At 47.0% G+C, this 26,050-nt stretch carries 21 protein-coding genes, 2 pseudogenes and 1 riboswitch; of the genes and pseudogenes, 16 read left to right on the top strand and 7 right to left on the bottom strand.

All coding sequences use genetic code 11. The features are described from left to right. Positions 1-11: 11 nt before the first annotated feature. The 8 genes from BN1546_RS04650 to BN1546_RS04615 all read left to right on the top strand — a co-directional run bounded on the left by BN1546_RS04650 (position 12) and on the right by BN1546_RS04615 (position 8,361). Entirely contained in the window at positions 12-764 is a 753-nt protein-coding gene (locus BN1546_RS04650) for a histidine phosphatase family protein (RefSeq protein WP_090736176.1), read from the top strand. A 100-nt stretch (positions 765-864) separates the two neighbouring features. Next, positions 865-1,076, top strand: a riboswitch (cobalamin riboswitch). A 207-nt stretch (positions 1,077-1,283) separates the two neighbouring features. Continuing rightward, entirely contained in the window at positions 1,284-2,291 is a 1,008-nt protein-coding gene (locus BN1546_RS04645; protein ID WP_040101844.1) for an ABC transporter substrate-binding protein, read from the top strand. Beyond that, positions 2,288-3,334, top strand: coding sequence for a FecCD family ABC transporter permease (locus BN1546_RS04640; protein WP_058829192.1), 1,047 nt, complete (start codon positions 2,288-2,290; stop codon positions 3,332-3,334). Before BN1546_RS04645 ends, BN1546_RS04640 begins: the two co-directional genes overlap by 4 nt. Beyond that, complete coding sequence (locus BN1546_RS04635; RefSeq protein ID WP_090736174.1) at positions 3,331-4,167, top strand: ABC transporter ATP-binding protein; 837 nt, start codon at positions 3,331-3,333, stop codon at positions 4,165-4,167. Before BN1546_RS04640 ends, BN1546_RS04635 begins: the two co-directional genes overlap by 4 nt. Positions 4,168-4,209: 42 nt before the next feature. Continuing rightward, positions 4,210-5,280: a nicotinate-nucleotide--dimethylbenzimidazole phosphoribosyltransferase gene (gene cobT / locus BN1546_RS04630; protein WP_090736170.1), complete on the top strand. Its 1,071-nt coding sequence runs from the start codon at positions 4,210-4,212 to the stop codon at positions 5,278-5,280. After that, on the top strand, positions 5,277-5,837 hold the full coding sequence (gene cobU, locus BN1546_RS04625; protein ID WP_090736167.1) for a bifunctional adenosylcobinamide kinase/adenosylcobinamide-phosphate guanylyltransferase: 561 nt from the start codon (positions 5,277-5,279) through the stop codon (positions 5,835-5,837). Before cobT ends, cobU begins: the two co-directional genes overlap by 4 nt. After that, positions 5,834-6,703: an adenosylcobinamide-GDP ribazoletransferase gene (cobS, locus tag BN1546_RS04620; protein WP_058829196.1), complete on the top strand. Its 870-nt coding sequence runs from the start codon at positions 5,834-5,836 to the stop codon at positions 6,701-6,703. The genes cobU and cobS overlap by 4 nt, the downstream gene beginning before the upstream one ends. A gap of 38 nt (positions 6,704-6,741) precedes the next feature. Then, a complete protein-coding gene (locus tag BN1546_RS04615) occupies positions 6,742-8,361 on the top strand; it encodes a cobyric acid synthase (RefSeq protein WP_058829197.1) in 1,620 nt (539 codons plus the stop codon). A 99-nt stretch (positions 8,362-8,460) separates the two neighbouring features. On the opposite strand, the gene BN1546_RS04610 is transcribed toward BN1546_RS04615, so the two are convergent. Further along, positions 8,461-10,164, bottom strand: a complete 1,704-nt coding sequence (locus tag BN1546_RS04610) for a methyl-accepting chemotaxis protein (protein ID WP_058829198.1) — start codon at positions 10,162-10,164, stop codon at positions 8,461-8,463. Between the two features lie 497 nt (positions 10,165-10,661). Between BN1546_RS04610 and BN1546_RS04605 the strand changes: the two genes are divergently transcribed. The 5 genes from BN1546_RS04605 (at position 10,662) to BN1546_RS04585 (ending at position 17,589) form a co-directional block, all read left to right on the top strand. Then, positions 10,662-11,867, top strand: coding sequence for a PTS transporter subunit EIIC (locus BN1546_RS04605; RefSeq protein WP_255305264.1), 1,206 nt, complete (start codon positions 10,662-10,664; stop codon positions 11,865-11,867). A gap of 234 nt (positions 11,868-12,101) precedes the next feature. Then, on the top strand, positions 12,102-12,935 hold the full coding sequence (licT, locus tag BN1546_RS04600) for a BglG family transcription antiterminator LicT (protein WP_090736164.1): 834 nt from the start codon (positions 12,102-12,104) through the stop codon (positions 12,933-12,935). Between the two features lie 166 nt (positions 12,936-13,101). Beyond that, a complete protein-coding gene (locus BN1546_RS04595) occupies positions 13,102-15,003 on the top strand; it encodes a beta-glucoside-specific PTS transporter subunit IIABC (RefSeq protein WP_090736162.1) in 1,902 nt (633 codons plus the stop codon). Between the two features lie 241 nt (positions 15,004-15,244). Next, positions 15,245-16,642: an L-cystine transporter gene (locus tag BN1546_RS04590; protein ID WP_013370000.1), complete on the top strand. Its 1,398-nt coding sequence runs from the start codon at positions 15,245-15,247 to the stop codon at positions 16,640-16,642. Between the two features lie 248 nt (positions 16,643-16,890). Further along, entirely contained in the window at positions 16,891-17,589 is a 699-nt protein-coding gene (locus BN1546_RS04585; protein ID WP_040101837.1) for a queuosine precursor transporter, read from the top strand. Between the two features lie 66 nt (positions 17,590-17,655). Here BN1546_RS04585 and BN1546_RS04580 read toward each other — a convergent pair whose 3' ends face one another. Continuing rightward, complete coding sequence (locus BN1546_RS04580) at positions 17,656-18,744, bottom strand: M24 family metallopeptidase (protein ID WP_090736160.1); 1,089 nt, start codon at positions 18,742-18,744, stop codon at positions 17,656-17,658. 72 nt (positions 18,745-18,816) lie between these two features. Beyond that, positions 18,817-19,545, bottom strand: a complete 729-nt coding sequence (locus tag BN1546_RS04575; protein WP_090736158.1) for an MBL fold metallo-hydrolase — start codon at positions 19,543-19,545, stop codon at positions 18,817-18,819. Positions 19,546-19,746: 201 nt separating this feature from the next. Between BN1546_RS04575 and BN1546_RS04570 the strand changes: the two genes are divergently transcribed. Continuing rightward, positions 19,747-20,256, top strand: a complete 510-nt coding sequence (locus BN1546_RS04570; protein WP_090736155.1) for a GNAT family N-acetyltransferase — start codon at positions 19,747-19,749, stop codon at positions 20,254-20,256. Between the two features lie 105 nt (positions 20,257-20,361). Here the strand turns inward: BN1546_RS04570 and BN1546_RS04565 are convergent, their stop codons facing one another. The 3 genes and pseudogenes from BN1546_RS04565 to BN1546_RS04555 form a co-directional block, all read right to left on the bottom strand. Beyond that, entirely contained in the window at positions 20,362-20,796 is a 435-nt protein-coding gene (locus BN1546_RS04565) for a threonine/serine exporter family protein (RefSeq protein ID WP_013370005.1), read from the bottom strand. A gap of 20 nt (positions 20,797-20,816) precedes the next feature. Then, positions 20,817-21,571 (bottom strand): annotated as a pseudogene (locus BN1546_RS04560) (threonine/serine exporter family protein). Between the two features lie 109 nt (positions 21,572-21,680). Next, positions 21,681-22,538: a hypothetical protein gene (locus BN1546_RS04555; protein WP_090736152.1), complete on the bottom strand. Its 858-nt coding sequence runs from the start codon at positions 22,536-22,538 to the stop codon at positions 21,681-21,683. A gap of 359 nt (positions 22,539-22,897) precedes the next feature. Here BN1546_RS04555 and BN1546_RS04550 point away from each other — a divergent pair. Both BN1546_RS04550 and BN1546_RS04545 read left to right on the top strand, forming a co-directional pair. Beyond that, a pseudogene (locus BN1546_RS04550) lies at positions 22,898-23,628 on the top strand (HAD family hydrolase). A 137-nt stretch (positions 23,629-23,765) separates the two neighbouring features. Beyond that, on the top strand, positions 23,766-24,446 hold the full coding sequence (locus tag BN1546_RS04545; protein WP_013370010.1) for a protein kinase family protein: 681 nt from the start codon (positions 23,766-23,768) through the stop codon (positions 24,444-24,446). Positions 24,447-24,528: 82 nt separating this feature from the next. Here BN1546_RS04545 and BN1546_RS04540 read toward each other — a convergent pair whose 3' ends face one another. Next, the gene (locus BN1546_RS04540) at positions 24,529-25,947 is read right to left on the bottom strand and encodes an NAD-dependent malic enzyme (RefSeq protein ID WP_013370011.1); all 1,419 of its coding nucleotides are present in this window, start codon (positions 25,945-25,947) and stop codon (positions 24,529-24,531) included. Positions 25,948-26,050: the final 103 nt, after the last annotated feature.

Genomic DNA, 26,050 nt, shown 5'->3' with positions numbered 1-26,050 from the left:
GTGACACGATTTTGAAACAAGATACAGAAGGAAAAAGAGTGCGAGAAAGTGCACCAAGTCCGAACTCACAACAGGTTAGTAAGCCGAATGATGCTAAAGAAGATCTGCAGTGGGACATGGAGCTCGTACTAGTTCGTCATGGCACGACCTTATGGAATAAGGAACGTCGATATCTGGGACATGCCGACTTGGGTTTGCTGCCCGGAGCAGAGCAGGAGTTAAAGACTTTACAGAAAAAATTGCAGGGACATTCCTTTGCTCGAATCTATTGCAGCGACTTGATGCGATGTCGCCAGACCTTGCAGATCATTTTGCCGGAGTCAGCATTGACGTCTGAATGTTCCCTCTCTGCTATGCCTCCTATCATGGAACCACGTCTGCGAGAACTTCACTTTGGTGAGTGGGATGGAAAAACGTATGACATGCTTAAGGATGTGGCGTTGTATCGCGCTTGGATTGATGAGCCGCAACAATTCACCCCACCTGGAGGAGAGCCTTGGATTCATTTTGTGAATCGTCTGCGTGAATTCCTAGACTCTCTGTTTGCGTGGCGCATTGCTTTGGAGGTTCAGCCAATGGAGTCGAATGCTGCGCCGCCCTCTGTTTTGATTGTCACGCATGGTGGTGTAATTCGTCAGTTGGCTTGTATGCTTATGCCTGGCCATGATTTTTGGAGTCTGAATCCGAAGCCGGGAGAAGCATTTAGGATTCAGTTAAGGTTGACAGGACCGCACAATTGTATAGCAAGATTGCTTTCTCATTAGGTTAAACAAGGCGAATAAAGCGACTGTTTGGGTTGTAAGCTAACTCTTTTTAACCTATAATCATCAAGTAAAAGAACGGCTTGACTACCACTACATCAAATATCCAGCAGACGAGGTCGGCGCTATGTGAGGAACTTGCTTTCCTTTATTGCGTTGTTAAAAGGGAAGTCGGTGTGAGTCCGACACGGTCCCGCCACTGTAAATGGAAACATGCCTATTAGCCCTGTTTTATGTGCCGCCAGGCATATGAAAGAATATCAGGACATGCATCTTCCATAAGTCAGGATACCTGCCCGTCCGCCTGTCACCATAATCCTTCGAGGAAAGGATGACGTGTTCGCAGTGACTGTCCATGCGGAAAGAAGCTGCCCGCCTGCGCACGATCTGTGCTAACGTGACCCCTGTGTCCTGATATGAGGATGCGGGGGTTTTTGATAGGAAAAGAAGGCTGGAATGAGAAAATATCGGATGAAGTTCAAGTAACGCTCTTAACGATTTATGTATGAAGGGGTGCAAATCATGGCAGGAAAAAAAATAAAGGTATGGACTACAGGTCTATTGGCGCTGATATTGGCAGTTGGGCTGAGTGCATGTGGCGCGAATGGAAAAAATGCAGAAAACAAAGAGGGCCAAGCTTCTTCACAGCAGCCGGGACAGACCGTAACCGCACAAGTACCACCGGGCAAAACGGTTTACCCGCTAACGCTTAAGGATGCAACAGGACAGGAATTTACATTTAAAAAAGCACCGGATAAGATCGTTTCCGTCTCCCCGGCAGAAACCGAGGCGCTGTTCGCTATCGGACTGGATAAGGAAATTGTTGGTGTATCCGACTACTCTGATTACCCGGAGGCAGCTACGAAAAAGCCTAAAATGGGCGGTATTATGAAACCGAACGAAGAGGCGATCATTGCTGCGAACCCGGAAGTTGTTTTTGCAGGGATTTCACTTAGTGAACAGGCTACGACTAAGCTGCGTGACATGGGAATTATGATTTTTAAAACAGAACCGAAAACAGTTGAAGATGTCATAGCTAACATCGAATTGTATGGGAAAATCACCGATCATCAGAAAGAAGCGAGAGCGGTGACTGACAAGATGAGAGCAGATGTAGCAGAAGTGAAAGAAGGAGTTAAAAATATCGGCAAAGGGCAGAAGCTGCGGGTATACGTCGAGTTTTCACCAGGCTGGACAGTGGGTAAAGGCGAGTTTATGGACGAGCTGATAACATTAGCAGGTGGTGAAAATGTAGGTGCTACGCAGAAGGGGTGGTACCAAATCAGTGAGGAAAATATTATAGCTGCAAACCCTGACGTGATTTTGTACAGCAAAAGTGTGAAGGACGACAAAACAGGCCAGACCCTCGGCGATATCATTAAAGCTCGTAGTGGATGGGATCAAATATCGGCTGTTCGTAACCATCGTGTATTTGCCGTGGATGATAATTTGATCAGTCGTCCGGGGCCACGCGTAACGGAAGGGCTCAAGGAAGTGGCTAAGGGCGTGTACCCTGAAATTTTCAAATGAACCGTAGACTGATCGGTTTTGGGGGGACAGGTCTTGTCTTGCTGCTGCTGACGCTGCTACTCTGTCTTGGCATCGGCTCGGTCAGTCTTCCGGTCAGCCAGATCACAGGTATTTTGATCAACCACCTACCGTGGTTAGGTGATACGTTTACACCGGATTGGAATACATCCTCAGAGCAGATCATTTTGAAGGTCAGATTGCCACGGGTGTTACTGGGAATGTTGGTTGGAGCAGCGCTGGCGCTGGCGGGAGCCGGATTTCAGGGTGTGTTGCGTAATCCCTTGGCTGATCCGTATACCCTTGGGGTATCCTCGGGAGCTTCGGTCGGAGCAGCAGTACTGATTTATTGGGGGCTTCAATTTTCATTTGTGGGTATATGGACGCTTCCGCTAGTTGCATTTATAACCGGCATGCTGACGCTGTGGATGGTGTTGACGTTGGCGCGTGAAGGTGGGAAAATTCCGACCCAAAGCCTCATTTTATCAGGTGTGGTGATGCAATTTTTTGGGGGAGCCATTGTTTCTTTTCTGGCAGCCATGTCGAAGGAAACAGTCAATGAAATATTGTACTGGACGCTGGGAAGTCTCAGTCTGCGCGGTTGGTCATATACGGGAATTCTTTTACCTTACGTGATCGTTGGGCTGGTGTTTCTATGGAACCGGGCACGGGTGCTGAATATTCTGGCTTTGGGAGAACGTCAAGCGGCTCATATGGGGGTTCATGTAGATGCGACGAAGCTATCTGTCCTGATCATATCTACCTTGCTGACAGCTGCCGCTGTCTCGGTATGTGGAGTCATTGGCTTTGTTGGACTTGTTGTGCCTCATATCATTCGTCTGATGGCAGGTCCCGATTACCGGATGATTGTTCCGTTATCTGCACTGGGTGGAGCTATTTTTATGGCTTGGGCAGATACGGCGGCTCGCACGTTGTTGGCCCCAACAGAAATTCCTCTGGGCGTTATGACGGCCTTTGTTGGGGCACCGTTCTTCGCGTATCTCCTGTACCGGAACAAGAAGCTACGCAGGGGGGATCTGTTGTGACCAAACAAAGTGAATCACAGAAGGTGTATGATCGGGCGCTAGAGGTAGCAGGCCTGACCCGTGCTTATGGAGAGTTCCATGTGTTGAAGAATATTAGCTGGAACGTAGACGAAGGAGCTTGGTGGGGGATCATTGGTCCGAATGGGAGTGGAAAATCGACGTTGCTGCATCTGCTTTCTGGCGTAGATCAGCCGACTTCTGGAAGTGTTCATATCTATGGTAAAAAGGTCGGTAGCTACAGCAGAAAAGAGCTTTCCCAACTTGTAGCCGTACTCCAGCAGGAGGGAATTCCTCCAGTGGGATACACCGTCAGGGAAGTTATAGAAATGGGACGGTTTCCTCATCAGGACTGGCTAGGCAGGGAAAAGGGAGTTGATGTGGAGGCGATTACGAATCGGGTCCTAGCGCGATTGAGTCTAACTTCACTGGCCGACAGAACATTGGACCGCTTGAGTGGGGGACAGCGACAGCGTGTAGCATTAGCAAAGGTGATGGTACAGGAGCCACAGGTATTGCTGCTGGACGAACCTACGACTTATCTGGATTTGCGCTATCAGCTTGAATTTATGGAGTTGCTGGCAGAATGGCGCCAAGAAACGGGCGTGACAATCATTGCTGTCCTGCATGATCTTAATTTGGCGGCACAGTTTTGCGATAATTTGCTTGTACTTAAGGATGGAATGGTTGAAGGATTGGGTACTTCATCGGATTTGCTAACAGAGGACCGGATTCGTCGTGTATATGGTGTTGAGCCTGTGATGCTTCCGCATCCCGATAGCGGTGTGCCGCAGCTCTTGCTGCGCAGAAGCGCTGCGTCTACAGCAGACCAATAGGAGATTGGGAACATACTAAAAAAAGAGCAGGGAGTGGAAGATATGAACGACAAGCTGCGTCAGCTGATCGATAGCATTGCCCAGCCGGATGGAGTGGTGGCTTCGGCAGCTTCAGCACATTTGGACCAATTAACGAAGCCACCTGGAAGTCTTGGAAAGCTGGAGAGTTTGGCCATCCAGTTAGCAGGAATTACTGGCGTGGATAAGCCTGAATTTGATCGTAAAACGGTGATGGTCATGGCTGCGGATCATGGTGTGTGTGAAGAGGGAGTTAGCGCCTTTCCAGCTGAGGTTACGCAGCAAATGCTGTATAACATGCTGTCAGGCGGCGCAGCAATTAATGTGCTGGCACGTCATGCGGGCGCTGATGTCCAGGTAGTAGATGTTGGCGTGAATGCGGATGTCTCTCACCCGAGTTTGGTGAATCGTAAGGTGCGCATGGGCACTTCGAATATGGCTAAAGGGCCAGCCATGCTGCGTACGGAAGCGGAACAAGCAGTTTTGGCCGGAGCTGAAGCTGTAGCAGAAGCGGTTAAAGGTGGCACACGGCTATTCGTTACCGGAGAGCTGGGCATCGGGAATACGACAGCCAGCGCTGCGGTCGTGTGTGCGCTCACCGGGCTTGAGCCGGAAGTTATCGTAGGCCGGGGGACAGGTGTAGATTCGGCGGGACTTACCCGTAAAATAGCCGTTGTCTGCCGCGCATTGGAGGTGAATCAGCCGGATGCCAATGACGCGCTTGACGTGCTGACCAAGGTCGGCGGTCTGGAGATTGCCGCCCTGGCAGGCGTCATCCTCGGCGCAGCCGCACATCGCTGTCCAGTGGTGCTGGACGGCTTTATTTCCGGCGCGGCTGCTCTCGCTGCACGCGCGCTTGCGCCTGCAAGCGCGGCGTACATGCTTGCTTCGCACGCCTCGGACGAGCGCGGACATGCGGCGGTGCTCCGCCAGCTCAAGCTGGAGCCCATGCTCCATCTGGACATGCGGCTCGGTGAGGGCACGGGCGGTGCGCTGAGCTTGCACCTGATTGATGCGGCGTGCCGGATTATGCGCGAAATGGCGACCTTTGCCGATGCAGGCGTATCGGACGGTCAGGGAGCCGCGCAGCGATGAAGGCGCTCGTGACCGGCGGGGCACGCAGCGGAAAAAGCGGCTTTGCCGAGCGATTATGCATGGCGCGCGCACCGCGTGCCTGCTACATTGCAACGGCGCAAGCCTATGATGTGGAAATGAAGGAGCGCATCGCCCTTCATCGACTCCAGCGCGATTCTGCCGGGTATGACTGGCAGACGCTGGAGGAAGCGCAGGCGCTGCCGGAGCTGCTGCGACAACTTGGCAACGCTCAAGCGTCGCAGCCTGCGTCTATGGTGCTGGTCGACTGCCTGACCCTGTGGCTGTCGAACGTACTGCTGGCCGCAGGCGAGGACGGTGAAACTGCCGCCAGAGCCGCCATGGATGAACTGGCAACAGCTGTGGAGCAGTATCCGGGATCGCTCGTCATCGTAACCAATGAGGTCGGTGACGGTATTGTACCAGAATATCCGCTTGGAAGGCTGTACCGGGATTTGAGCGGGATTATGAATCAGCGGATTGCCCGTCTTTGTGATGAAGTTTTTTTAGTAACGGCGGGTATCCCCGTAGAACTTAAACAGTTGGAATATAAGCTATGAGCAGTGAACGTCAGGCTGTTGCTGCGGCTTTTCAATTTTTATCCCGTCTACCGGTCAAGGCGGAGCTGGATTTTTCCCCGGAGTTGCTGAAACGCAGTACAAGCTATTATCCGTTGGTTGGATTGGTTATTGCCGTTATCGTTTGGAGCTTTGCGGCGCTTACGGCTATGGTGCTGCCACCAGTGCCATGTGCGATTCTTACCCTTGCTGTCTGGGTGTGGTTGACGGGCGGACTGCATCTGGACGGGTGGATGGATGCGGCTGATGCCTTGTTTAGCTACAGGTCCCGTGAACGGATGCTGGAAATTATGAAGGATAGCCGTGTAGGAGCAATGGGTGTTATTGCTTGTGTGCTGCTACTCATGCTCAAGGCTTCTTTGTTGTATACCGTGCTGGTTGAGCGAAATGCGTCCGGCTTGCTGATACTTCCGATGGTTTGGAGCCGTTGGTTTATGGTACATGCGATGAGGCGCTGGCCTAAAGCCCGTAACGATGATGGGCTGGCGGCGCGTTTTGCTGATATGAACGGTAAACGTGTCGGACTGGCCGTATTCTGGGCAGTATTAGTGACGCTATGCGCTGCTGCAGGGCAATATATCTTTGCAGGTTTAGCTACAGTAACAGAGGAAGCAGGGGGCCTATCGTTAGCAGGGGCATACTTACAGATGCATCTTTCGTATTCTGGGTCTTTTCCAATCTGGCTAGGATTTGCATTGCTTCCGCTTTTGGCCTACGGAGCTGGAACCTTTGTTGCAAACCGTATTAACCGCCGCCTTGGGGGACTTACGGGGGATATATACGGAGCTTTGAACGAATTGCTGGAGACGGTTTTGATGCTGTTTATTGTCATTTTGTACGGGTTGTGACCCAATTTGAAATGAATTCGTTAAAGGGGAAGAGGCAATTGTCAACTTTCGAACCGTCCCGCACGAACCCGGCAGCTATATTGATGCTTCAAGGAACAGCGTCGGATGTGGGCAAAAGCGTAGTAACGACTGCGCTGTGCCGGATCTTTCTGCAGGATGGCTATCGTCCCGCACCGTTTAAGTCACAAAATATGGCGTTAAACTCTTATGTTACTGAGGACGGCAAGGAAATTGGACGTGCTCAGGGTGTGCAGGCCGAAGCTTGTGGTATTGAGGCGACGACCGATATGAATCCAATTCTGATTAAGCCGGTCAAGGACATGCACTCACAAATTGTTGTACACGGTGTACCTTATGCCTATATGAGCGCCTCTGATTACCGAAAGGATTTTTTGCCACAAGCTAAGCATACCGTTATGGATGCGCTGAATCGGCTGCGTGATACCTATGATATTGTGCTTATGGAAGGGGCGGGCAGCCCGGCAGAGATTAATTTAAAGGACCGCGATATTGTAAATATGAACCTTGCAGGCTGGGCGGATGCTCCAGTATTGCTGGTTTCGGATATCGACCGGGGCGGTGTCTTTGCCTCTCTGGTAGGGACTATCGAATTGCTGGACCCCCATGAAGTACAGCGTATCCGTGGATTTATCATTAACAAATTCAGAGGCGATTTGTCCCTGCTTCAACCGGGATTAGACTGGCTGGAAGAACGGACAGGTATTCCTGTACTCGGTGTATTGCCCTATTTACCGGACATTCGTATTGAAGCAGAGGATTCGGTCGTACTAGACAAGATGCCTAAGCGGTCAGCAAAAGATAAAGAATTGGATATTGCAGTGATACGATATCCGCGTATTTCCAATTTTACGGACACGGATGCTTTGGCTGCAGAGCCTGACGTGAGCGTACGTTATGTCACAGAGGCCAGACAATTGGGCGTACCGGACGCTATTATCTTACCGGGAACCAAAGACACCATCGGAGACCTGCTGGAATTGCGTGAAAGAGGGCTGGAGGAAGACATTCGAGAGGCCATGAAGACGGGACGCACGCAACTGGTTGGTATTTGTGGGGGCTATCAGATGCTGGGCACAGCGCTATTTGACCCCGATGCCGTCGAATCTGGGTTGCCGCAGCAGGCAGATGGATTAGGATGGCTAGCTCTATCCACGACCTTCTTAAAGGAAAAGCAAACCGTGCGTGTTCAAGGAACCCTGTCTAATCATTGCCCGCTTTTGCTAAGCGCTGCACCTGATTCAGGTTCTGCCGCCAAGCCAATCATTGAAGGTTATGAAATACATATGGGTGTTACGGAGTATGTCACGGAACCACATGTATCTATAGACAGGACTCCAGACTCAACGAATATGAAAACATTATTCCAGATTCAGCGTGGGGAAGGGGCCGCCTTTGAGGAAGGTTGGGGCACGATTGACGGTAAGGTATGGGGAACCTACTTGCATGGTGTGTTTGATAATGACCGTTTTCGCCGGTCCTGGTTGGATGGATTGCGACAAGCCAAGGGCTTGGCAGCTTTAGATAGCACTTTTACTGTACGTGAAGCCAAGGAACAAGAGTTTGACCGTGTCGCAGAGGTGGTACGCGCTCATTTAGATATGGAGCAAGTTTATCGCATTCTGGGGATGGATTCATAAACTTCTTCATGGAAGATCCTTTAAATCGCTTTTAAAAAATAAAGAGGTATCTCTACAGTCATTTTTGTGACTGAGAGATACCTTTTTTAGCAGCTCAGCTTACTTAATTTTAAATTTTTGGACCGCCTTTTGCAGCTCAGTTGCTTGTTGGCTTAATTGACGAACAACCTCACTGTGGCTTTCCATTTCATTCAGTTGCTCATCGGCATTTAAACCGATCTCCTGAATCATATGCTGTGCATTGGCAGCAATGAGAGCTGTTTCTTCCACGGAAGCAGATACTTCCTCCGAGCTGGCGGATACTTGCTCTGTTGCTGCGGATACGGTTTGAATCGTAGCGTTGATCTTTTGCATGAGCTCACTTAGCTGGTTAAAAGCGAAACTCGCCTGCTGAACCATTTCTGTTCCCGAGTGAATCTCACGGCTAACCTGGGTCACAGAGTCCACAGATTGCTGCGATACTTCCTGAATGGTAACCAAGTAGTCCGAAATTTCCTGTGTTGCTTCTTTGGATTGCTCTGCGAGCTTGCGAACTTCCCCGGCAACTACAGCGAAGCCCCGTCCATGCTCGCCCGCACGGGCAGCCTCAATGGAGGCATTCAGGGACAACATTTGAATCTGCTTTGTAATATCGAAAATTGCAGAAACGATGCTACCAATAGCTTCTGAGCGTTCATTCATACTATGTATGTATCGAAGCGACTCATCAGCGGCATGTCCTACCTGTGACATTTGAGCTACAGCTTTTTGAGCAAGCGTATTACCGTTAACCGTTTCTTTCGTCGCTTCACTGATTTGATCAGATACATCATTGGCAGAGGAAGCGATATGCTGAACACCTTGAGCAATCTCCTCCATAGCCTGCGCATTTTCAGCAGCAGCAGAAGCGATGCTGTTGCTGCCCTTGGCTACTTCTTCAGCGGCAGCTGTAGAGTCCTGCACTTTTACACTCATAGCCTCAGTCCGACGAAGCAGCTCGTCCGACCCTTTAACAACTGCACCTGATGTAGTAAGCACATGGCCAATCATTTCTTTCAAGTTATGAGACATAGATTGGAAGCTGCGGGCAAGTTGAGCGATTTCATTAACTCCATGAACCTTCGTGTCTTGTGAAAGATCACCTTGGGCAATTTTTTCGCTATGACGAACCAATTCGGCAATGGGCTGTACAACTTTACGTATGACAAGGGTAGAAATAACTCCGCCCAGTATAAGTGTTGTCAGTGTAATACCTATGCAAATCCATAGTATTTGTTGGGATTTTTCCTGTACGAATCCAACATCTTCGTTCACGCCAAGAATCAGATTACTGCCTGATATGGCAAAGAAGGCGGTTTTGTGTACTCCGTGCGAGTCGCTGTAAATGCCACTGATATTCATCTCGCCTTGTTTTGCTTCTTTAATATCCTCGACAGGAACGAGAGTATCCTTGACCTTATATGCTGATTTTACGTTTCGTGCGACAACTTCGGCCTTACCATCATCCTTCAGCACCGCAATATATGCTGATTCTAATTTGAGGGTGTCGACCTTGTCCTGAAGATAAGATTCCATCTGTATAGCAGAGCTGGAGCCAGAACCGCTTCCTTGCTGAGCTTGAACGGCTAAGGAAATATTGAGATCCTGATACACATTTTTAGCTCCAGTTTCTAGCAATTGGTCTACTTGAGGCATGACACTGCTATTAATGATACTCATAGAAACTGCATAAAAACTGATGCTGAACAAAAGGGACGCAAAGAGTTGAATCAGCAAAAACATAATCCGCAATTTTGCGCCTAGGGAACGATTAAAAAGCTTCATGAAAATTCTCCTCTCACATGATGGTAATAAAACAGACGGATTGCCCTGCTTGATGTAGGCCGCTTGTCCAATGAGATACTAGACAGCCATGATCTACTTGTTTCCTTTCTTTGCTTGAAGAAAAGACTGAAAATGTTCGGATTCTATGTATATTTCAGCTGTATTCAAGGGACAAGAATGAGAAAGGGAAGTAATCCATGATTTACTAAAAAGTAGGTTAGACCTATTTTACATAATTAACAGACGGTTGAATAGTCATATTTGCCCAAAAACAAACAAAAAATATATAACTATGGTCTTAGGTGTTTAGATGTAAGTTTGATGTAAATTATCAGGAGTAAGAAATTAAAAGGCTTTACCCGTGTTTTTATAACTATTGTAAAAAAGAAGGAATATAAGTAGTATAAGGAATGCTACTTTTTACAAGCTTCTTCTAAGCTAGCTTTAGTACGTTCGATGTGGTCTTCAATATACATATAAAAGGGGTAAAGGCAGTTATGGATCGTGAATTACTTTCTAAGAAAATAAACTCGGAGGTAGAAGGAGAAGATAAACAGGAACCGACTAGAGACAAAGATAAAGCGAATAGAGGAGGGAATCCGTTCAGCCGCCTGTTTGATTTTATCTCAGGTGTATTCACTCCGTGCTTGCCATTGCTAATTGGTGGAGGAATCATTCAGGTGATTGCGCCTGTTTTATTGTTCTTAGATTTTTTTTCTGATACTCAAGTTTCCACTGTTTTAGGGTACATTGGTGGGGTCGTATATTATTTTTTGCCCGTTATGATAGCGGTAAATGCGGCAAGAAAGCTTGGTAGCAATTTATTTATTGCGGCGGCAATTGCGGCCTGCTCATTTCATCCTGGCATTATAGAACTGCTGCAATCCAGCCTAAAAATGAACTCAGACGATTTACCCGTGGTGGAGCCACAGTATGTTGCTTCTTTTATACTGATCCTTATTGTTGTCTGGCTTGCATCAAAGATTGAAAAGGGATTGAGTAGGTTCGACCGCTATTCTATTCAACTATTGGTCGTTCCGACATTGACGCTTATCATTATTGTGCCTTTATTACTGTTTGTTTTTGGTCCGCTGTGGACGACCCTGGCTCATAACTTGTCAGATGGTCTTGCTTCACTGTTTGACGATGCGGAAGTATTTGCGGGTCTGCTGTTTGGCGGGACGATACCTGTGCTCCATTTTACGGGCATGCAATATATGATGTCGATGAACATAATAGAATCCATAGCTACGAATGGCTATGATTCTATTACTCCTGTTGTTGGGGCAGCAGTTATGGCTCAGGCAGGCGCGGCCTTTGGTGTATGTGTTAAATCCAAAAATGCCAAAGTCAAAACACTAGCTGCTTCCACAGGCATATTGGCTATGTTTGGAATCATTGAACCGGCATTATACGGCGTTAATGTGCGCTTCAAAAAACCGCTTATCGCGGGACTGGTCGGCGGGGCTGTTGGCGGGGCGTGTATGTGTCTGTTTGAAGTGAAATTGACTGCTTTTACAGCCTTATCTGGCTTGCTTAGCTTACCACTGTTTTCCGACGCTACATTTGTTTACGCCATTTTGAGCATGCTGATTTCGTTCGTTACGGCTGGCGTAATTACGTATTTTATGGGCTTTGTGGACGAAAAAGAGGAGCGATCAAAAATTGCATCCGATCCCGCATCAGTGCTTCTTCGGATTTGAATGTGGAAAAGAGCTCTAACAGTTAAGGTGCAGCGACAGCACTTAATTACATCATGAAAGTGTTTACAAAAAATCTTGTCAGCTCAGTGTTTATATGATACTATGATGACAGTTATTCAAAACTGCACAATCATGGATTGTTACTGAGCATATCGGGCAAAACCATAAACAGGCACTTTGTGTCAGTTTTGGTGTTGCCTTTTTTTACTACTCCAAGCGGCTTAAGGTGATGGAATGAAGATAGCAAAGGTGCTGAATAATAACGTCGTAACGGTCATTGATGAACAGCAGAAAGAATTAGTCATTATGGGAAGAGGAATTGCTTTTAAAAAAAACACAGGCGATGAGATTGAAGAGGGGAAAATCGAGAAAATTTTCAAGCTTGAAAGTACCGAGGTTTCCCGTAAATTGATGACCCTGATGTCTGATATCCCTATTGAGTATGTTGAAATTTCTGATGAAATCATCCAATATGCCAAAACGATACTTGGTGTAGAGTTGCATGACAGCATCTATATTTCGCTGACAGATCATATCCATTTTGCCATAGAGCGTTATCGTTTGGGTATGGACATCAAGAATGCACTTTACTGGGAAATCAAACGAATGTACCGCAAGGAATTCGCGATTGGAACCAAAGCATTATACATGATTCAGGACAAGCTGGGGGTTACACTTCCAGATGATGAAGGGGCGTTTATTGCCTTACATTTGGTGAATGCACAGCTTAACAGTGAAATGCGTGAAACGATAACCCTGACTAATATCGTCAAGGATATCATAAACATTGTAAGCCGCTTTTTTGTAATGGAGCTGGATGAAGAGTCGTTAAGCTATTACCGCTTTATTACACATCTCAAATTTTTTGCCCAACGGGTTATGAATGGGACTCCTGTACAAAATACAGATAATTCCCTTCATGATATGGTTAAGGTACAATATAAGAACGCTTATGCTTGTGCGGAAAAAATAAGAGATTATACGACTAAGATCTATGGTCGAAGCTTGTCCCAGGATGAGATGCTGTATCTCACCATTCATATCGAACGCATCATTAAAAATCAATGATTTTATGGATGATCAGGGATTTAGGATTGCTACTTCTAAACCAGAAGGCAAAACCTGAATGCTGAAAGAAGATTGGCTTTTATAAAGCTGTCTGCTTTCTGTATTCAGGTTTTTTTTATTCCTAATTTTCACACTTTATACCTTAAAAAGAAAAGAGGAACACCTCATGGATCGAAATCAATTATCCAAAGAGATACTATCATTGGTCGGTGGAGAAGAAAATGTAGAGCAGGTCATTCACTGTATGACGCGCTTGCGTTTCAATCTTCATGATGATAAGAAAGCTCAAAAAGAGCAGTTGCAAAAAACGGATGGTGTCATGGGAGTCATGGAAAGTGGCGGCCAGTTTCAGGTTATTATCGGTAATGATGTAGCTAATGTATATAAATCGTTGGTGAACAACATGTCCAAGGCACCGCAAAGTGAAACAGGCGCAAGCACTGCATCCAAGAAAAAACAAAACCCGATCAGCCAACTGTTCGACTTTATTGCGGGTATGTTTACACCTATTTTGCCGGCGATCACCGGTGCGGGTATGATCAAAGGGATTATTGCCCTATTGGTAGCTATGCACTGGATGTCTGACAAGAGTCAAACCTATACAATTTTAGCGGCAATAGGTGATGGTGCGTTCTACTTCCTGCCTATTATTCTGGCTGTCAGTGCTGCTAGAAAACTCGGCAGTAATATGTTTATTGGTGCGGCGATTGGTGCTTCTATTTTACATCCAGACATTACAGCATTACTGGCTTCGAATGTGAAGGTTAGCTTTATTGGCCTTCCGGTGACAGCGGCCACGTATTCCTCGACCGTTATTCCAATTGTTATCGCGATCTGGCTGGCGTCCTATGTTGAAAAATTCATTGATAAGTATACTCATGCATCACTGAAGTTGCTTGTTGTCCCAACACTGACTTTATTGATTATTGTACCTTTGACTTTGGTTGCTGTAGGGCCGCTCGGCTCTATTATTGGTAACGGCCTGTCTGGTGGTATCTCTTGGTTGTTTGAAAATACAGGTGCACTTGCAGGTCTGCTGCTCGGCGGTACCTTCTCCCTGATCATTATGACTGGTATGCACTATGCGTTGGTTCCGATTATGATCGGATCGATTGCAACGCTGGGTTATGACTACATGATTCCAATTATGGGAGCAGCTAACTTGGCTCAGGCTGGTGCTACACTCGGCGTATTCTTGAAATCCAAAAATGCCAAAGTCAAAACAGTGGCCTTCTCCACGAGCTTGACAGCTATTATGGGTGTAACCGAGCCTGCAATGTATGGTGTTAATATGCGGTTTAAAAAACCGTTTACGGCAGCGTTGATTGGCGGAGCTGTCGGCGGGGGCTTCATGAGTTTGTTTGGCACAAAAGCGTACGTCGTTGGGGGACTCGTTGGTTTGCCTGGTCTGGCTATGTTTATTGGACCGACTTTCTTGTATGCAATTCTTGGTCTCATTATTGCATTTGTGGTTGCTACGATTGTTACCTATGTGATCGGTTTTACAGATGAAAAGAACGAAGAGGCACCACAAGTAGCAGATGCTGCCGGTGGCATTTCTACTAAGGGAGTAGCACAATCTGCGGTGAGCTCACTTCCGAAAGGTGAGACAATCCCGGTATTCAGCCCAATTATGGGTGAAGTTAAATCGCTCAGTGAAGTTAATGATCCTGCATTTTCCCAAGAAATTATGGGTAGAGGATGGGCTATTGAACCCTCCGAAGGTCGGGTTGTTTCCCCAGTTGACGGCACAGTGTTCTCTATTTCCAAAAGCGGACATGCTGTAGGCTTGGTGAGTGATTCAGGACTTGAAATGCTCATTCACGTAGGGATGGACACTGTTAAACTAAAAGGACTTCATTTTTCGCCTCATCTTAAAGCAGGAGATCGCGTGAAGGTAGGCGATCTTATACTGGAGTTTGACCTGGTGGAAATCCGCAAGGCTGGTTACGAAACGATTACGCCTGTTATTGTTACGAATGTAGACCAGTTTAGCGAGTTGGAGCCCGCTGGAAATCAGCATAAAGTGGTTAAGGAACAAGAACTGCTATACACAGTGATTGTCTAACCGTTGAAAAAATCTATGCATAAGCTGAATACAAATCGTTGTGTTCAGAATAACAAACAGCAAGCCTTCATTTTAAGAAGGCTTGCTGTTTGGCGTTTACATAAAGTCTAAAGCTGAAGCATCTTTATTATTTTTATTTCAATAAAACCTACAAAAATAGTTGGCTTTGTGATATAGTAATCTTCGAATTGAAGGGTCACTTTAGAAAACATCTTACGTTTAAGTTTGGAGGAAATGATATATGGATACCTTCTTTATTATTTTGAATGTCATCGTGCTGCTTGCACTGCTCGGCGTATTGGTCTGGATGCAGAAAAAGCGCATCTCTTTTACAAAAAGAGTATTTACCGGACTCGGCTTCGGACTGATCTACGGGGCTATTCTTCAGTACGCTTATGGGGCCGGCTCAGAGGTCATTACCAAATCGGTCGATTGGTTCAACCTTGCAGGTAATGGTTATGTCCGTTTGCTGCAAATGGTCGTGATTCCACTGATCATGGTGTCGATTATTTCGGCTATTATGAATTTGAAGGGAAGACAGAACCTTGGCAAAATAAGCGTGTCCATTATTGCAGTACTACTGATTACAACGGCGATTGCTGCTTCTGTAAGTATTGTAACCAGCCTGTCTTTTGATCTAAAAGCAATCGAGATTCAAAGTGGTGAAAAGGAGCAAGCGCAAGGCCTGAAGATGGAAGAACGACTGGGAACAGTCCAGGATATGACTATTCCGCAGCAGGTGCTGGAATTTATTCCTTCGAATCCTTTTGAAGATATGACAGGGGCACGCCGTACATCGACGTTGGCGGTGGTTATTTTCTCAGCCTTTATCGGGGTGGCAGTACTCGGATTGGATCGTAAAAAACCAGAGCAGGCGCAAACTTTCCGCAAAGTGATCGACGCAGTGTACGCTGTAGTGATGCGGATTGTAACGCTGGTGCTGAGATTGACGCCTTACGGTATTTTAGCACTGATCACGAAAGTTGTAGCTACGACAAATCCGGATGAAATCTTGAAGCTGATCAAGTTTGTACTCGCTTCTTATGTGGCTTTATTGGTCATGTTCGTTATTCATCTTATTTTGCTGGCCTTGTTCGGCTATAATCCAGTGACATATGTGAAAAAGGTATTGCCTACACTGGTTTTTGCTTTTACGTCTCGTTCCAGTGCAGCGACTATTCCATTAAATGTTGAAACACAAACGAAAAAGCTTGGTGTTTCCGACGGCATCGCGAATCTGTCCGCGACCTTGGGAGCAACCATTGGGCAAAACGGCTGTGCGGGTATTTATCCGGCCATGCTGGCGGTCATGATTGCTCCAACGGTGGGCATAGATCCTACAAGCTGGGATTTTATCCTCACTCTTATTCTGGTTGTTACGGTCAGCTCGTTCGGCGTGGCAGGTGTAGGCGGGGGTGCTACTTTCGCTTCCCTGATCGTGCTCTCTACCCTGAACCTTCCCGTGGCCTTGGCAGGATTGCTCATTTCGGTTGAACCGTTAATTGATATGGGCCGTACCGCGTTGAATGTTAATGATTCTATTACCGCAGGCCTTATCTCTGGCAAAGTACTCAAGGAGAACGATCAAGACGTGTTCAACAACCATGGCACGGATCTGGATGTAGCGGCACACTCTTAAGTAAAAGATAGACGAATGGTGTACACTGCAGTCTCATATCGCACCTATTGCATATGCAACACGTACAGTGTGTATCTCCATACTCAGAGCCGACCCTAAGGTCGGCTCTTTATTTTGGGCTGATGGCAGTGTAAATTATAGCTGTTCACAAATCCTAATCTATGATACATTAAAATAATGTTTTTCCGGCTTATTCGGATGAACCGCGGTTCGCAACCATCCCGCGCTATCAAAACTAGGAGGATTTCATGTTTAATCTGTTATGGGGGGCAGCATTTGTCCTCGTCAATTTTATGTTCTTTTTGTTATGTTATCGGTTGTTTGGTAAAAAGGGGCTGTACGCCTGGATTGGCGTTGCTACTGTATTAGCCAACATTCAGGTAACCAAAACCATTGATCTGCTCGGCATTACCACGACATTGGGAAATACAATGTATGTTTCTATGTATATGGCCAGCGACTTACTAAATGAAAAATATGGGCCTAAAGAGGCGCGAAAAGCTGTGTGGTTCGGCTTTTTCACTCTGATTATGACGACGATCACGATGCAGATGGTGCTGTTATTTGAGCCTACTGCAACGGATTTTGCCCAGACACCGATGCAACAGCTCTTCGGATTGTTGCCAAGGCTTGCGCTTGCCAGCTTGACAGCCTATGCGGTCAGTCAATTGCTGGACGTGCGTCTATATGCCTGGATTCGTAAGTTTTTCCCGGAGCGTCATCAGCTCTGGATTCGCGGCAATGGCAGCACGATGATTAGCTCGTTTATAGACACCCTCATTTTCTGTAGTATTGCCTTTTACGGCTATGCGTGGGGGATATGGATCGAGCTGCTGTTCACCACTTACATCTTAAAATTTGTACTGACTGCGGCCGGTACACCGATTTTATACATCGCACGTAATTTCCGCTTGATAGAAGAGGAGGGGCAAAACCTCAAGCCATGATTGGCTTGGGGTTGCCCCTCTTTTTTTCATACTTTTAACATATAAATTACAAAGAATAACGATAGATTACCCCAGTACGGTCAGTTCCTTTGGAAATGAGGTCAGTACTTCTACACCCTCAGAGGTAACCAGAACGTCATCTTCAATCCGCACGCCCCCAAGACCTGGAACGTAGATGCCGGGTTCGATCGTGAACACGAAGCCTTCATGAAGCAGATCGTTATTGCCTCCGTGTACAGATGGATATTCATGAACACTCATACCAAGACCATGTCCAACCCGATGGTTAAAAGCAGGGCCATATCCAGCGGCTTCAACAACGGCTCGAGCTGCCTGGTCTACGGATGCGCAGGAAACTCCCGGGCGAATGGCGGCAATTCCGGCTTCGTTTGAGCGGAGAACCGTATTATATATCGTTTCCAGCTCAGTCGATAGCTTGCCAAAGGCAAAAGTACGTGTAATATCCGAAGCATAACCATCGGAATATACACCCATATCAAACATGAGTAGATCGCCGTGTTGCAGCTTGCGGGTCCCCGGAACACCATGAGGCAAGGCCGTTTTGGGTCCAGACAACACTGTCGTGTCAAAGGATGGGCCATCTGCACCGAGTTTTTTCATCTGGTATTCGATTTCGGCTACCAGCTCGACTTCTGTCACCCCTTCGCGAACATGGGTTAGGCCGTGACGAAGAGCATCTTCCACCAAACGAGCTGCATGTTTCAAACGTTGTACTTCCTCAGGAGTTTTTCTCACACGCATTTCTTGAAGCACCGGACCCAGGTCCACATATTGAGCAGCGCTAATGGCAGTATGTAGTTGTTCGTAACGGAGGACGGAGACGTGTTCCTTTTCTAGTGCGAATGCTTTCACTCCGGTTCCTGTGCGTTGGCGTAACAGATCATATGGATTGTCCGTATCAGTGTGGGTGGATATACGCGTCACCGAAGAAGCAGCTTGAGCGGCTTCTGCATCCAGGGCTGGTACAATCAGTTCAGGTTCTTGGTCACGAAGCAGCACGAGCCCTAGAAACCGCTCATGTGGATCACTGGCAAAGCCCGTCAGGTAGTAAATATGTTTGGGATCGGTCACAAGCAGGCCATCCCAAGCTTGTGACTTCAGTTCATCATACAATCTGGTAATTTTATCATTCATTGAGTCTCATTCCTTTCTGTCCATTTATTCATTATAGCTCTTATTACATCATAATTTATATCTTTATATAGCTTATTCTCTTGACTGACTTAATGCTTGCAGACGTGCCTGTACATTCTGATCATAGTAACCACCATGGTAACAGAGTACCTTATCCACATCCAATACAGTCAGTTTATCGAGACTCTTCAGAGCCAACGGCATATCCGGCGTAGCCGACTCAGCGGGACCGACCAGCTCACCTTCGATTACTAGCAGTTCATCTGCTGCCAACAGTAGCTTCTGTGCAGGCACATACAAGCTGATGTGTCCGGGCGTGTGACCGGGTGTATGAATAATCTGTATGCCTCCACCATAAGGCAGATGCTCACCGTCCTCAAGAATATGAGCAAAGCGCAAATCTGGCAGGCGGCGAATCATATCCTCTGCTTGTTGCTTGAGCGCAGGCTCCATCAGATTGATGCGTTCCGGCGTCAGCTTTATAAATGGTCGTTCTCCTGTCATATATGGAATGTCATCCTTATGGGCCAGCAGGGCAGTGTTCGGTAGCAAGTCCAGCAGTGCTTGAACATTTCCGATATGGTCAATATCCTGATGCGTTATAATAATTCTTTTCAGACGGCTTATATCCTCACCCACATCTGAAATAGCCTTGCGCAGAGGCTCCAATTGGCCGAGCATGCCCGAGTCTATCAATGTAAGTCCATCCTCGTCCTTGAGCAGTACAGGATGAATGATCGAATTACCAAAAAAAGGTCCCATAGACACTTCCAAAATCAAAATTTGAGTTCCGATATTCATATTAAGCTGCTTCAGATTCTTTTAACTCCGAAGCATACCTCCCGTCTCATGTCGTTAAATCGGTTAACGTAGTGTTGGCTTATCTTCAAGCTCTATTATAAGACCCTTTGGGACTAATCCGCAAAACAACTCGATATGGCTGTTCGGGCGCTTGTCCTGTACAATAAATAAATCACCACAATAGGGGGGGCAGCTACGATAATGAATAACGACCAATCTTTTTCCATTGAAATTGCATGCAGGGAGGATCTTCCCGATATTGTGGATATTTATAATTCTACGATTGCAGGACGAATGGTCACAGCAGATCTGGAGCCGGTGACAGTGGAGAGCCGCATTCCATGGTTTGAAGCTCATCAGGAAAACCACCGCCCTTTGTGGGTACTAAGACAAAAGGGGACAATTGCTGGATGGGCCAGTCTTCAGTCCTTTTATGGCCGACCAGCTTATAACGGTACAGCAGAAATTAGCATTTATGTCCATGAGGATTCTCGTGGAACCGGCACTGGAAGCCGTCTGGTACAGCACTTGCTAAATGAATGTCCTAGACTAGGAATTACAACATTGTTGGGGTTTGTGTTTGGTCATAATGAACCGAGTATTGCGCTGCTGCGGAAGTTTGGCTTTGAGCAGTGGGGGTATTATCCACGTGTTGCCGTGCTGGACAGCATAGAGCGCGATCTGGCTATATTGGGTAAGCGAGTAGATTAGATTAATATTGAGCTACAGAAAAAGGCTGCCTCCAACATCGTCTCATACACTGTCAGTGTAGCGATTTTAGAGGCAGCCTTTTTTTACTTTGTTATTTCTCCGTTTTTAACGCTGAGGTTTAAAACGTATGTTGTGAAAGATTTGGTTAAGCACCTCAGAGATTACCAAACCGACTGCTATCGCTCCTGCGATCATCAGTGTGCTCATGGCCAGCTCCAGTGCCTGAGGATAATGTTGTTGTACGAACTGGCGCATGGCATTATAAGCCATTCCTCCTGGCACCAGGGGAATCATGCCTGCCACGCTGAAAATAATCACAGGCATTTTGTACAGTCTAGCAAAACCTTGACTGACGATGCCGATAAGGATCGTGGCTAAAAGGCTGGCGCTCACAGGTCCCATGCTATCCGTGGTTGAATAATAGACAAGCCAGCCCAGCATACCGACAAAACCACATTGCAGCAGCGAGCGTCGGGGGGCATGGAACAGTATGCCGAAAGCAGCGGTGGCAATAAAGCTTGTGAATAATTGTGCAAGCATAAGCTTGAATCTCCTCCAAATTACATATAAGAAATGATAACTGCAACACCAGCTCCAATGGCAAAAGACGTCAAGCAAGCATCTGCACCTTTGGAAAGCCCTGAGACAAGGTGCCCGGACATTAAATCTCGAAGGGCATTTGTAATTAACAAGCCCGGCACCAATGGCATGACGGAGCCAATGATAATTTTATCCATCATCTGCCCCCGCCGACGATCACTAACAGAGCCGCCAGCAAGCCGATTAGAAAAGATGCAGAAAATTCTGAGAAAAACTTAACCTTAACGAGCCTGTGAAAATATTGTAAGGCTGCAAATCCGATACCGCCGCACAACACAGCTCCGGGGAAATCTCGCCACACTCCACCAAACATGATCATAAAGCAACCGCTGGCCAACGCTGCAGCGATCAGCTGTACACGATTGGAATAGCGGAGGGGACCACGTTCAATTTCCGAAAGCTCTTTTACGGCTGCGCTGGGTGACAAAGTGCCTGCGCTGATTTTACGTGAAATGGAGTTCACCTCGGTCACCTTGTGCAAATCTGTAGTCCGCTCTACGATCCGGATAAGCTTGGCAGGTTCCGAATCATTAATGGCAAAAAAAATTCCAGTGGGTGTTACATAGCTATGGGACTGGGATATGCCATAGGCCGAAGCAATGCGGGACATCGTGTCTTCAACACGATAGGTCTCGGCTCCATTTTGCATCATCAGTTTGCCTGCTAGCAGACAAACCTCAATGATTTCAGGAGTAGGATAGGAATGATTATTCATGCTCGCTCTCTTTCATGCGCCTCAGGTCGTTCGACCCTGTTGTTTTCATTTATTGTAGCACAAAAAGCCGCCTTTTCAGAGGCGGTTAAATTGGGGGAATCTATGGAGTTTATCGAGATTCCATCGTATCCGGAATAACGGTATAGTAGGACTCTTCTAGGTATGTTGCGGCCTCAGACAAGCCCATCAACTTAAGCTGCCCTGTTACAAAAGCACGAAGGGCTGAATGGGTGAACAGATGCCGTGTCTGAGCATCTCGAATAAAGGCCAGTCTGGCTTCATGCGAACCGCTGCGGAACAACTCACGTACAGCTTCACCTTGTTGTTCCCAGAGGAACGGCTCCGTTACGTTCAAGAAGTCGCTCTCAATAGAAGAGCTACGCTTCATAGAAGAAGATGCCTGAATACCCAAGCCATTCAGTGTAGAAGCAACTTCATTTTGCTTACGCTCTGTTCGCAAGCTGTCGATGTAGGCGGCCATATCTTGAATCGGCAGAATGCCAAAGCGCTCCCGAAAGTATTCGCGTACAAATGCAGTACGTTCATCCACAGCTTGCGGAGGACGCTGACCGGCATGTCCAGAATAGTCAGCTCCACTGGCATAGTATCGTTTTAATGAACTGTTTTCTGTATAAACAACGCTTAGAAAATCCTGCAAATGGCGGGCAACCACCCATACCCCCGTCCAATCGACGGGAGAAACGCATACGATCGGAGCCTGTGAAAGGTCCTTTTCAAGGCCAAAATCGGTTAAAAAGCCATAATGTATCCCGTCCACTCCAGCGTGGGCAAAAGGAATAACATCAGGCGGTGTAGCCATATATCGTGGAGCGCGGCCCTGTTCCATAATCAATCCCAAATCAAAACTCAGAGAATGCCGGTTCGCTTCAAGCTCCTGTTCAAACTCTATAAGTGCCTCAATCAAAGGTGTGGCTGATCCGTAGGCTAAGTTAGAACCGGAATCCATTGTGTATACCTCCCTTATCCAAGTACATCTGTAAAGCGTTCATCCCTAAAAGGTACGTGATTTTACACGAAATGTAAACCTGTATGACGAATTTTTTCAAAAATGTGACCTTTTACCCGTGTGCTGTCAAAATAAAACGCTTTCGTTCAAACCAGGACAAGATACCTATGTTAGCGCAGTAGTGAAGTAAAGTGAGTTTGCGAAAATGCAGTCTTTTCAGTGTATGTTATCACCTGAGAAGGGTGAATGAGAGATACGGGTTGGGAAGGTCAGGGTGCAACGTAATAGGTCAACGGGTATAATATCAGGACAAGGTATAGAGAGTGTCATCCAAAGATTTAACAGAAAGAAGTGGGCATATGAACTTGCAAAAGAAGGCTGTTTTTTTTGATGTAGATGATACGATGTACGATCATTTGCACCCTACACGTGATGCATTGCGTACAGTATTAGGACTAAGTGAGCGTTTTCCATATGAGGAAGTCTACCACCGTATTCGCTATTACAGCGATTTACTATCGGCTAAAGGAGGACTATTGGAGGGGAAAGCAGGGCAGGATGAACTGGATGATATGAGGGAAGGTCGTTTTATTCTGGCTCTACAAGAATTCGGGGTAGCTATTACCCCTGAGCAGGCAGTGCATGTCCAACAAGAATACTTGGATCGACAGTACCGAATTGAGTCTTTTGAGGGGCTACCTCATTAATCGATGAATTGAGCTCGGCTGGCTATTTGGTCGGTTTGATTACGAATGGTCTTGAAGAACATCAGATGAGCAAAATTAAAGCTATGACACTGGAAAATCATGTTGCGGCAGAGCATATTTTTGTGTCTGGGACTGTTGGTTATGCCAAGCCTGATCCGCGCATTTTCGAAATAGTCAACGAACGGACAGGCACTTTAGCAGAGCATTGCTGCTACATTGGGGATTCCTGGCGTAATGATGTGGCGGGAGCTATAGCTGCAAATTGGCGGGTAATTTGGTTCAATCACAGGAATGCTATTCCGGAATCTGATGTGTCGGGAGCCTATGAAACTGCGGCAAGCTATGCAGGGCTAAGAAAGCTGCTCCTGCCCGACGCACGTTAGACGCGGTACATATTCGTGTCACCCAAAAGAATCCAACCTATTTTGAAGCTATTTCAAAAGCTGGTCCGTAATACTATTTATCTGTTATAGATCTAACTTCATTTGAAATGGGTAGAACAGAGAAGGAGGGATCGCGCATGGTAGAACAATGGAGGCAGGCAGACGACATCATAAGTCAAGTGACCGTATATAGTACGGAGGATAATGACCCAGTTAGCATTAAAACAGCCACCCAAGGCGTTCGCTGTATCGGCATTGGGACAGATGCGGCCGTATTTACGCTCGATACGTTGCCAGGCTACGCGTTTAAGGTGTATTCAGACATGGCGATCGAAAAAAAAGATGCAGAGGCCGATGTATATGAGCGTTTGCAAGGTTCTGATTATTTTCCTCATTATTACGGAAAAGGCGATAAGTATATTGTCATTAGTTACGAATCTGGTATTACGCTGCTGGATTGCCTGCTGCAAGGAATTCCGGTGCCGGAGCAGGTCATTGAGGACGTGGAAAAGGCGAGGGAATTTGTTCGGTCCAGGGGGCTGAATCCTCGTGATATTCATCTCAAAAATGTACTCATGCAAGATGGACGCGCCAAGGTGCTAGATGTATCTGAATATGTAAAAGAAGGCGATGACAAGCGTTGGGAGCATTTGGTGTGGGCGTATCATACGTTCTATTCCGGTTTCTCCGAGGTTAAGGTTCCTTCATGGATTTTGGAGACGATCAAAAAATGGTATTACAAGCTGGACAACTCCAGCATCAACCTGGAGGAGTTTGCCCAGCGTGCCAGTCAATTGTTTTCTAAATGGAAATCATAACCACTGTGAAGGATACCGAAATACAGCCCTATCCTTCTATACCAAAGGATTGCACCCGCTTTACGGGAGCAATCCTTTTCTTTTATCTGAAATCTCTAGGCACTCTTCTGGCCGTACCGCTCGCAATCGCGGCTTGAATCACCTTTTTACGCACCTGTTGTACGGCGCCCTCGTTAAATACACCCGGGATAATATACAGTTTGTTTAATTCATCGGGACGGATTGTGCTTGCGATAGCTTCTGCGGCTGCCAGCTTCATCTCTTCGTTAATTTCGCGTGCGCGACAGTCCAGTGCTGCTCGGAATATGCCGGGGAAGCAAAGTACATTGTTAATCTGGTTAGGATAGTCTGAACGTCCGGTAGCGATGACCCCTGCAATGTCCTCGACATCCTCTGGGTTAATTTCGGGGACCGGGTTTGCCATGGTGAACAGGACAGGAGCTTCTTTCATGCGCTTCACGTCTTCTCGTTGCAATATTCCGCCTGCCGACAGACCGATAAACACGTCCGCGTCCTTCAGAACCTCAGATAGCGTGCCGGACAGCCGTTCGGGGTTGGTATGCTGCGCATACCAGTTCCACATCGGATGCTCATAGGTTTCATCAGCTGTAAGCGCACCGTTCCGGTCTACACCAATAATGTTCACTGCCCCTGCAGATAGCAAAATTTTGGTACAGGCCACACCTGCAGCCCCGATACCGCAGACGACAATTTTGACGTCAGACAGAGCTTTACCGACCACCTTGAGCGCATTAATCAGCCCTGCGTACAACACGACAGCTGTGCCATGCTGATCATCATGAAAAACAGGTATGTCCAGCTCGTCACGTAACCGCTGTTCAATTTCAAAGCATCGTGGCGATGAAATATCCTCTAGATTAATACCGCCAAAGGCTGGGGCCAGTTGCTTAATGGCTTTAATGATTTCTTCCGTGTCCTGCGTATCCAGGCAGATCGGGAAGGCATCGACGGACCCAAGCTGCTTGAACAGCATGGCTTTGCCTTCCATTACCGGCATGGCTGCATATGGACCGATGTTGCCGAGTCCGAGGACAGCGCTTCCGTCAGAGACGACAGCGACAGTATTGCGCTTGATCGTTAACCGGAAAGCTTTGTCCTGCTCCTCATGAATGGCCATACATACGCGCGCCACATCAGGAGTGTATACCCGGGATAAGTCGTCACGGTTTTGAATCGGGACCTTGGGCTGCATTTCAATCTTGCCCCCGAGATGTAAGAGGAAGGTGCGATCAGAGATGGACAGTACCTTTACACCTTGTGCTTTTTTAATCCGGGCGATCATTCGGTCAATTTCTGCTGGATCAGCAATGGTGACTGTAATATCTCTCACAGTGGCCTTCTCAGAGGTGCGGATGACGTCAATGGCAATGACATCTCCGCCATGTTCGTTTACCAACGTAATCAATTGACCAAACTGGATGTGCTCGGTGGAAATTTCCAGTCGTAAAATAATATTTTTACCGCCAATACCGCCTTGCATACAAATTCCTCCTTTGTCTTTCATAACAAAATGGTGAGATCAATTGATTGCGCTTACATTCGGGAGCAAGTCTAACATCTGAGCTGATAGTTTAAATTAGTGG

Source organism: Paenibacillus sp. Mc5Re-14 (assembly GCF_001049835.1).
Taxonomy (GTDB): Bacteria; Bacillota; Bacilli; order Paenibacillales; family Paenibacillaceae; genus Paenibacillus; species Paenibacillus polymyxa_C.
Note: the sequence above shows the minus strand (reverse complement) of the source record. Positions and strands in the feature narration are given on the sequence as shown.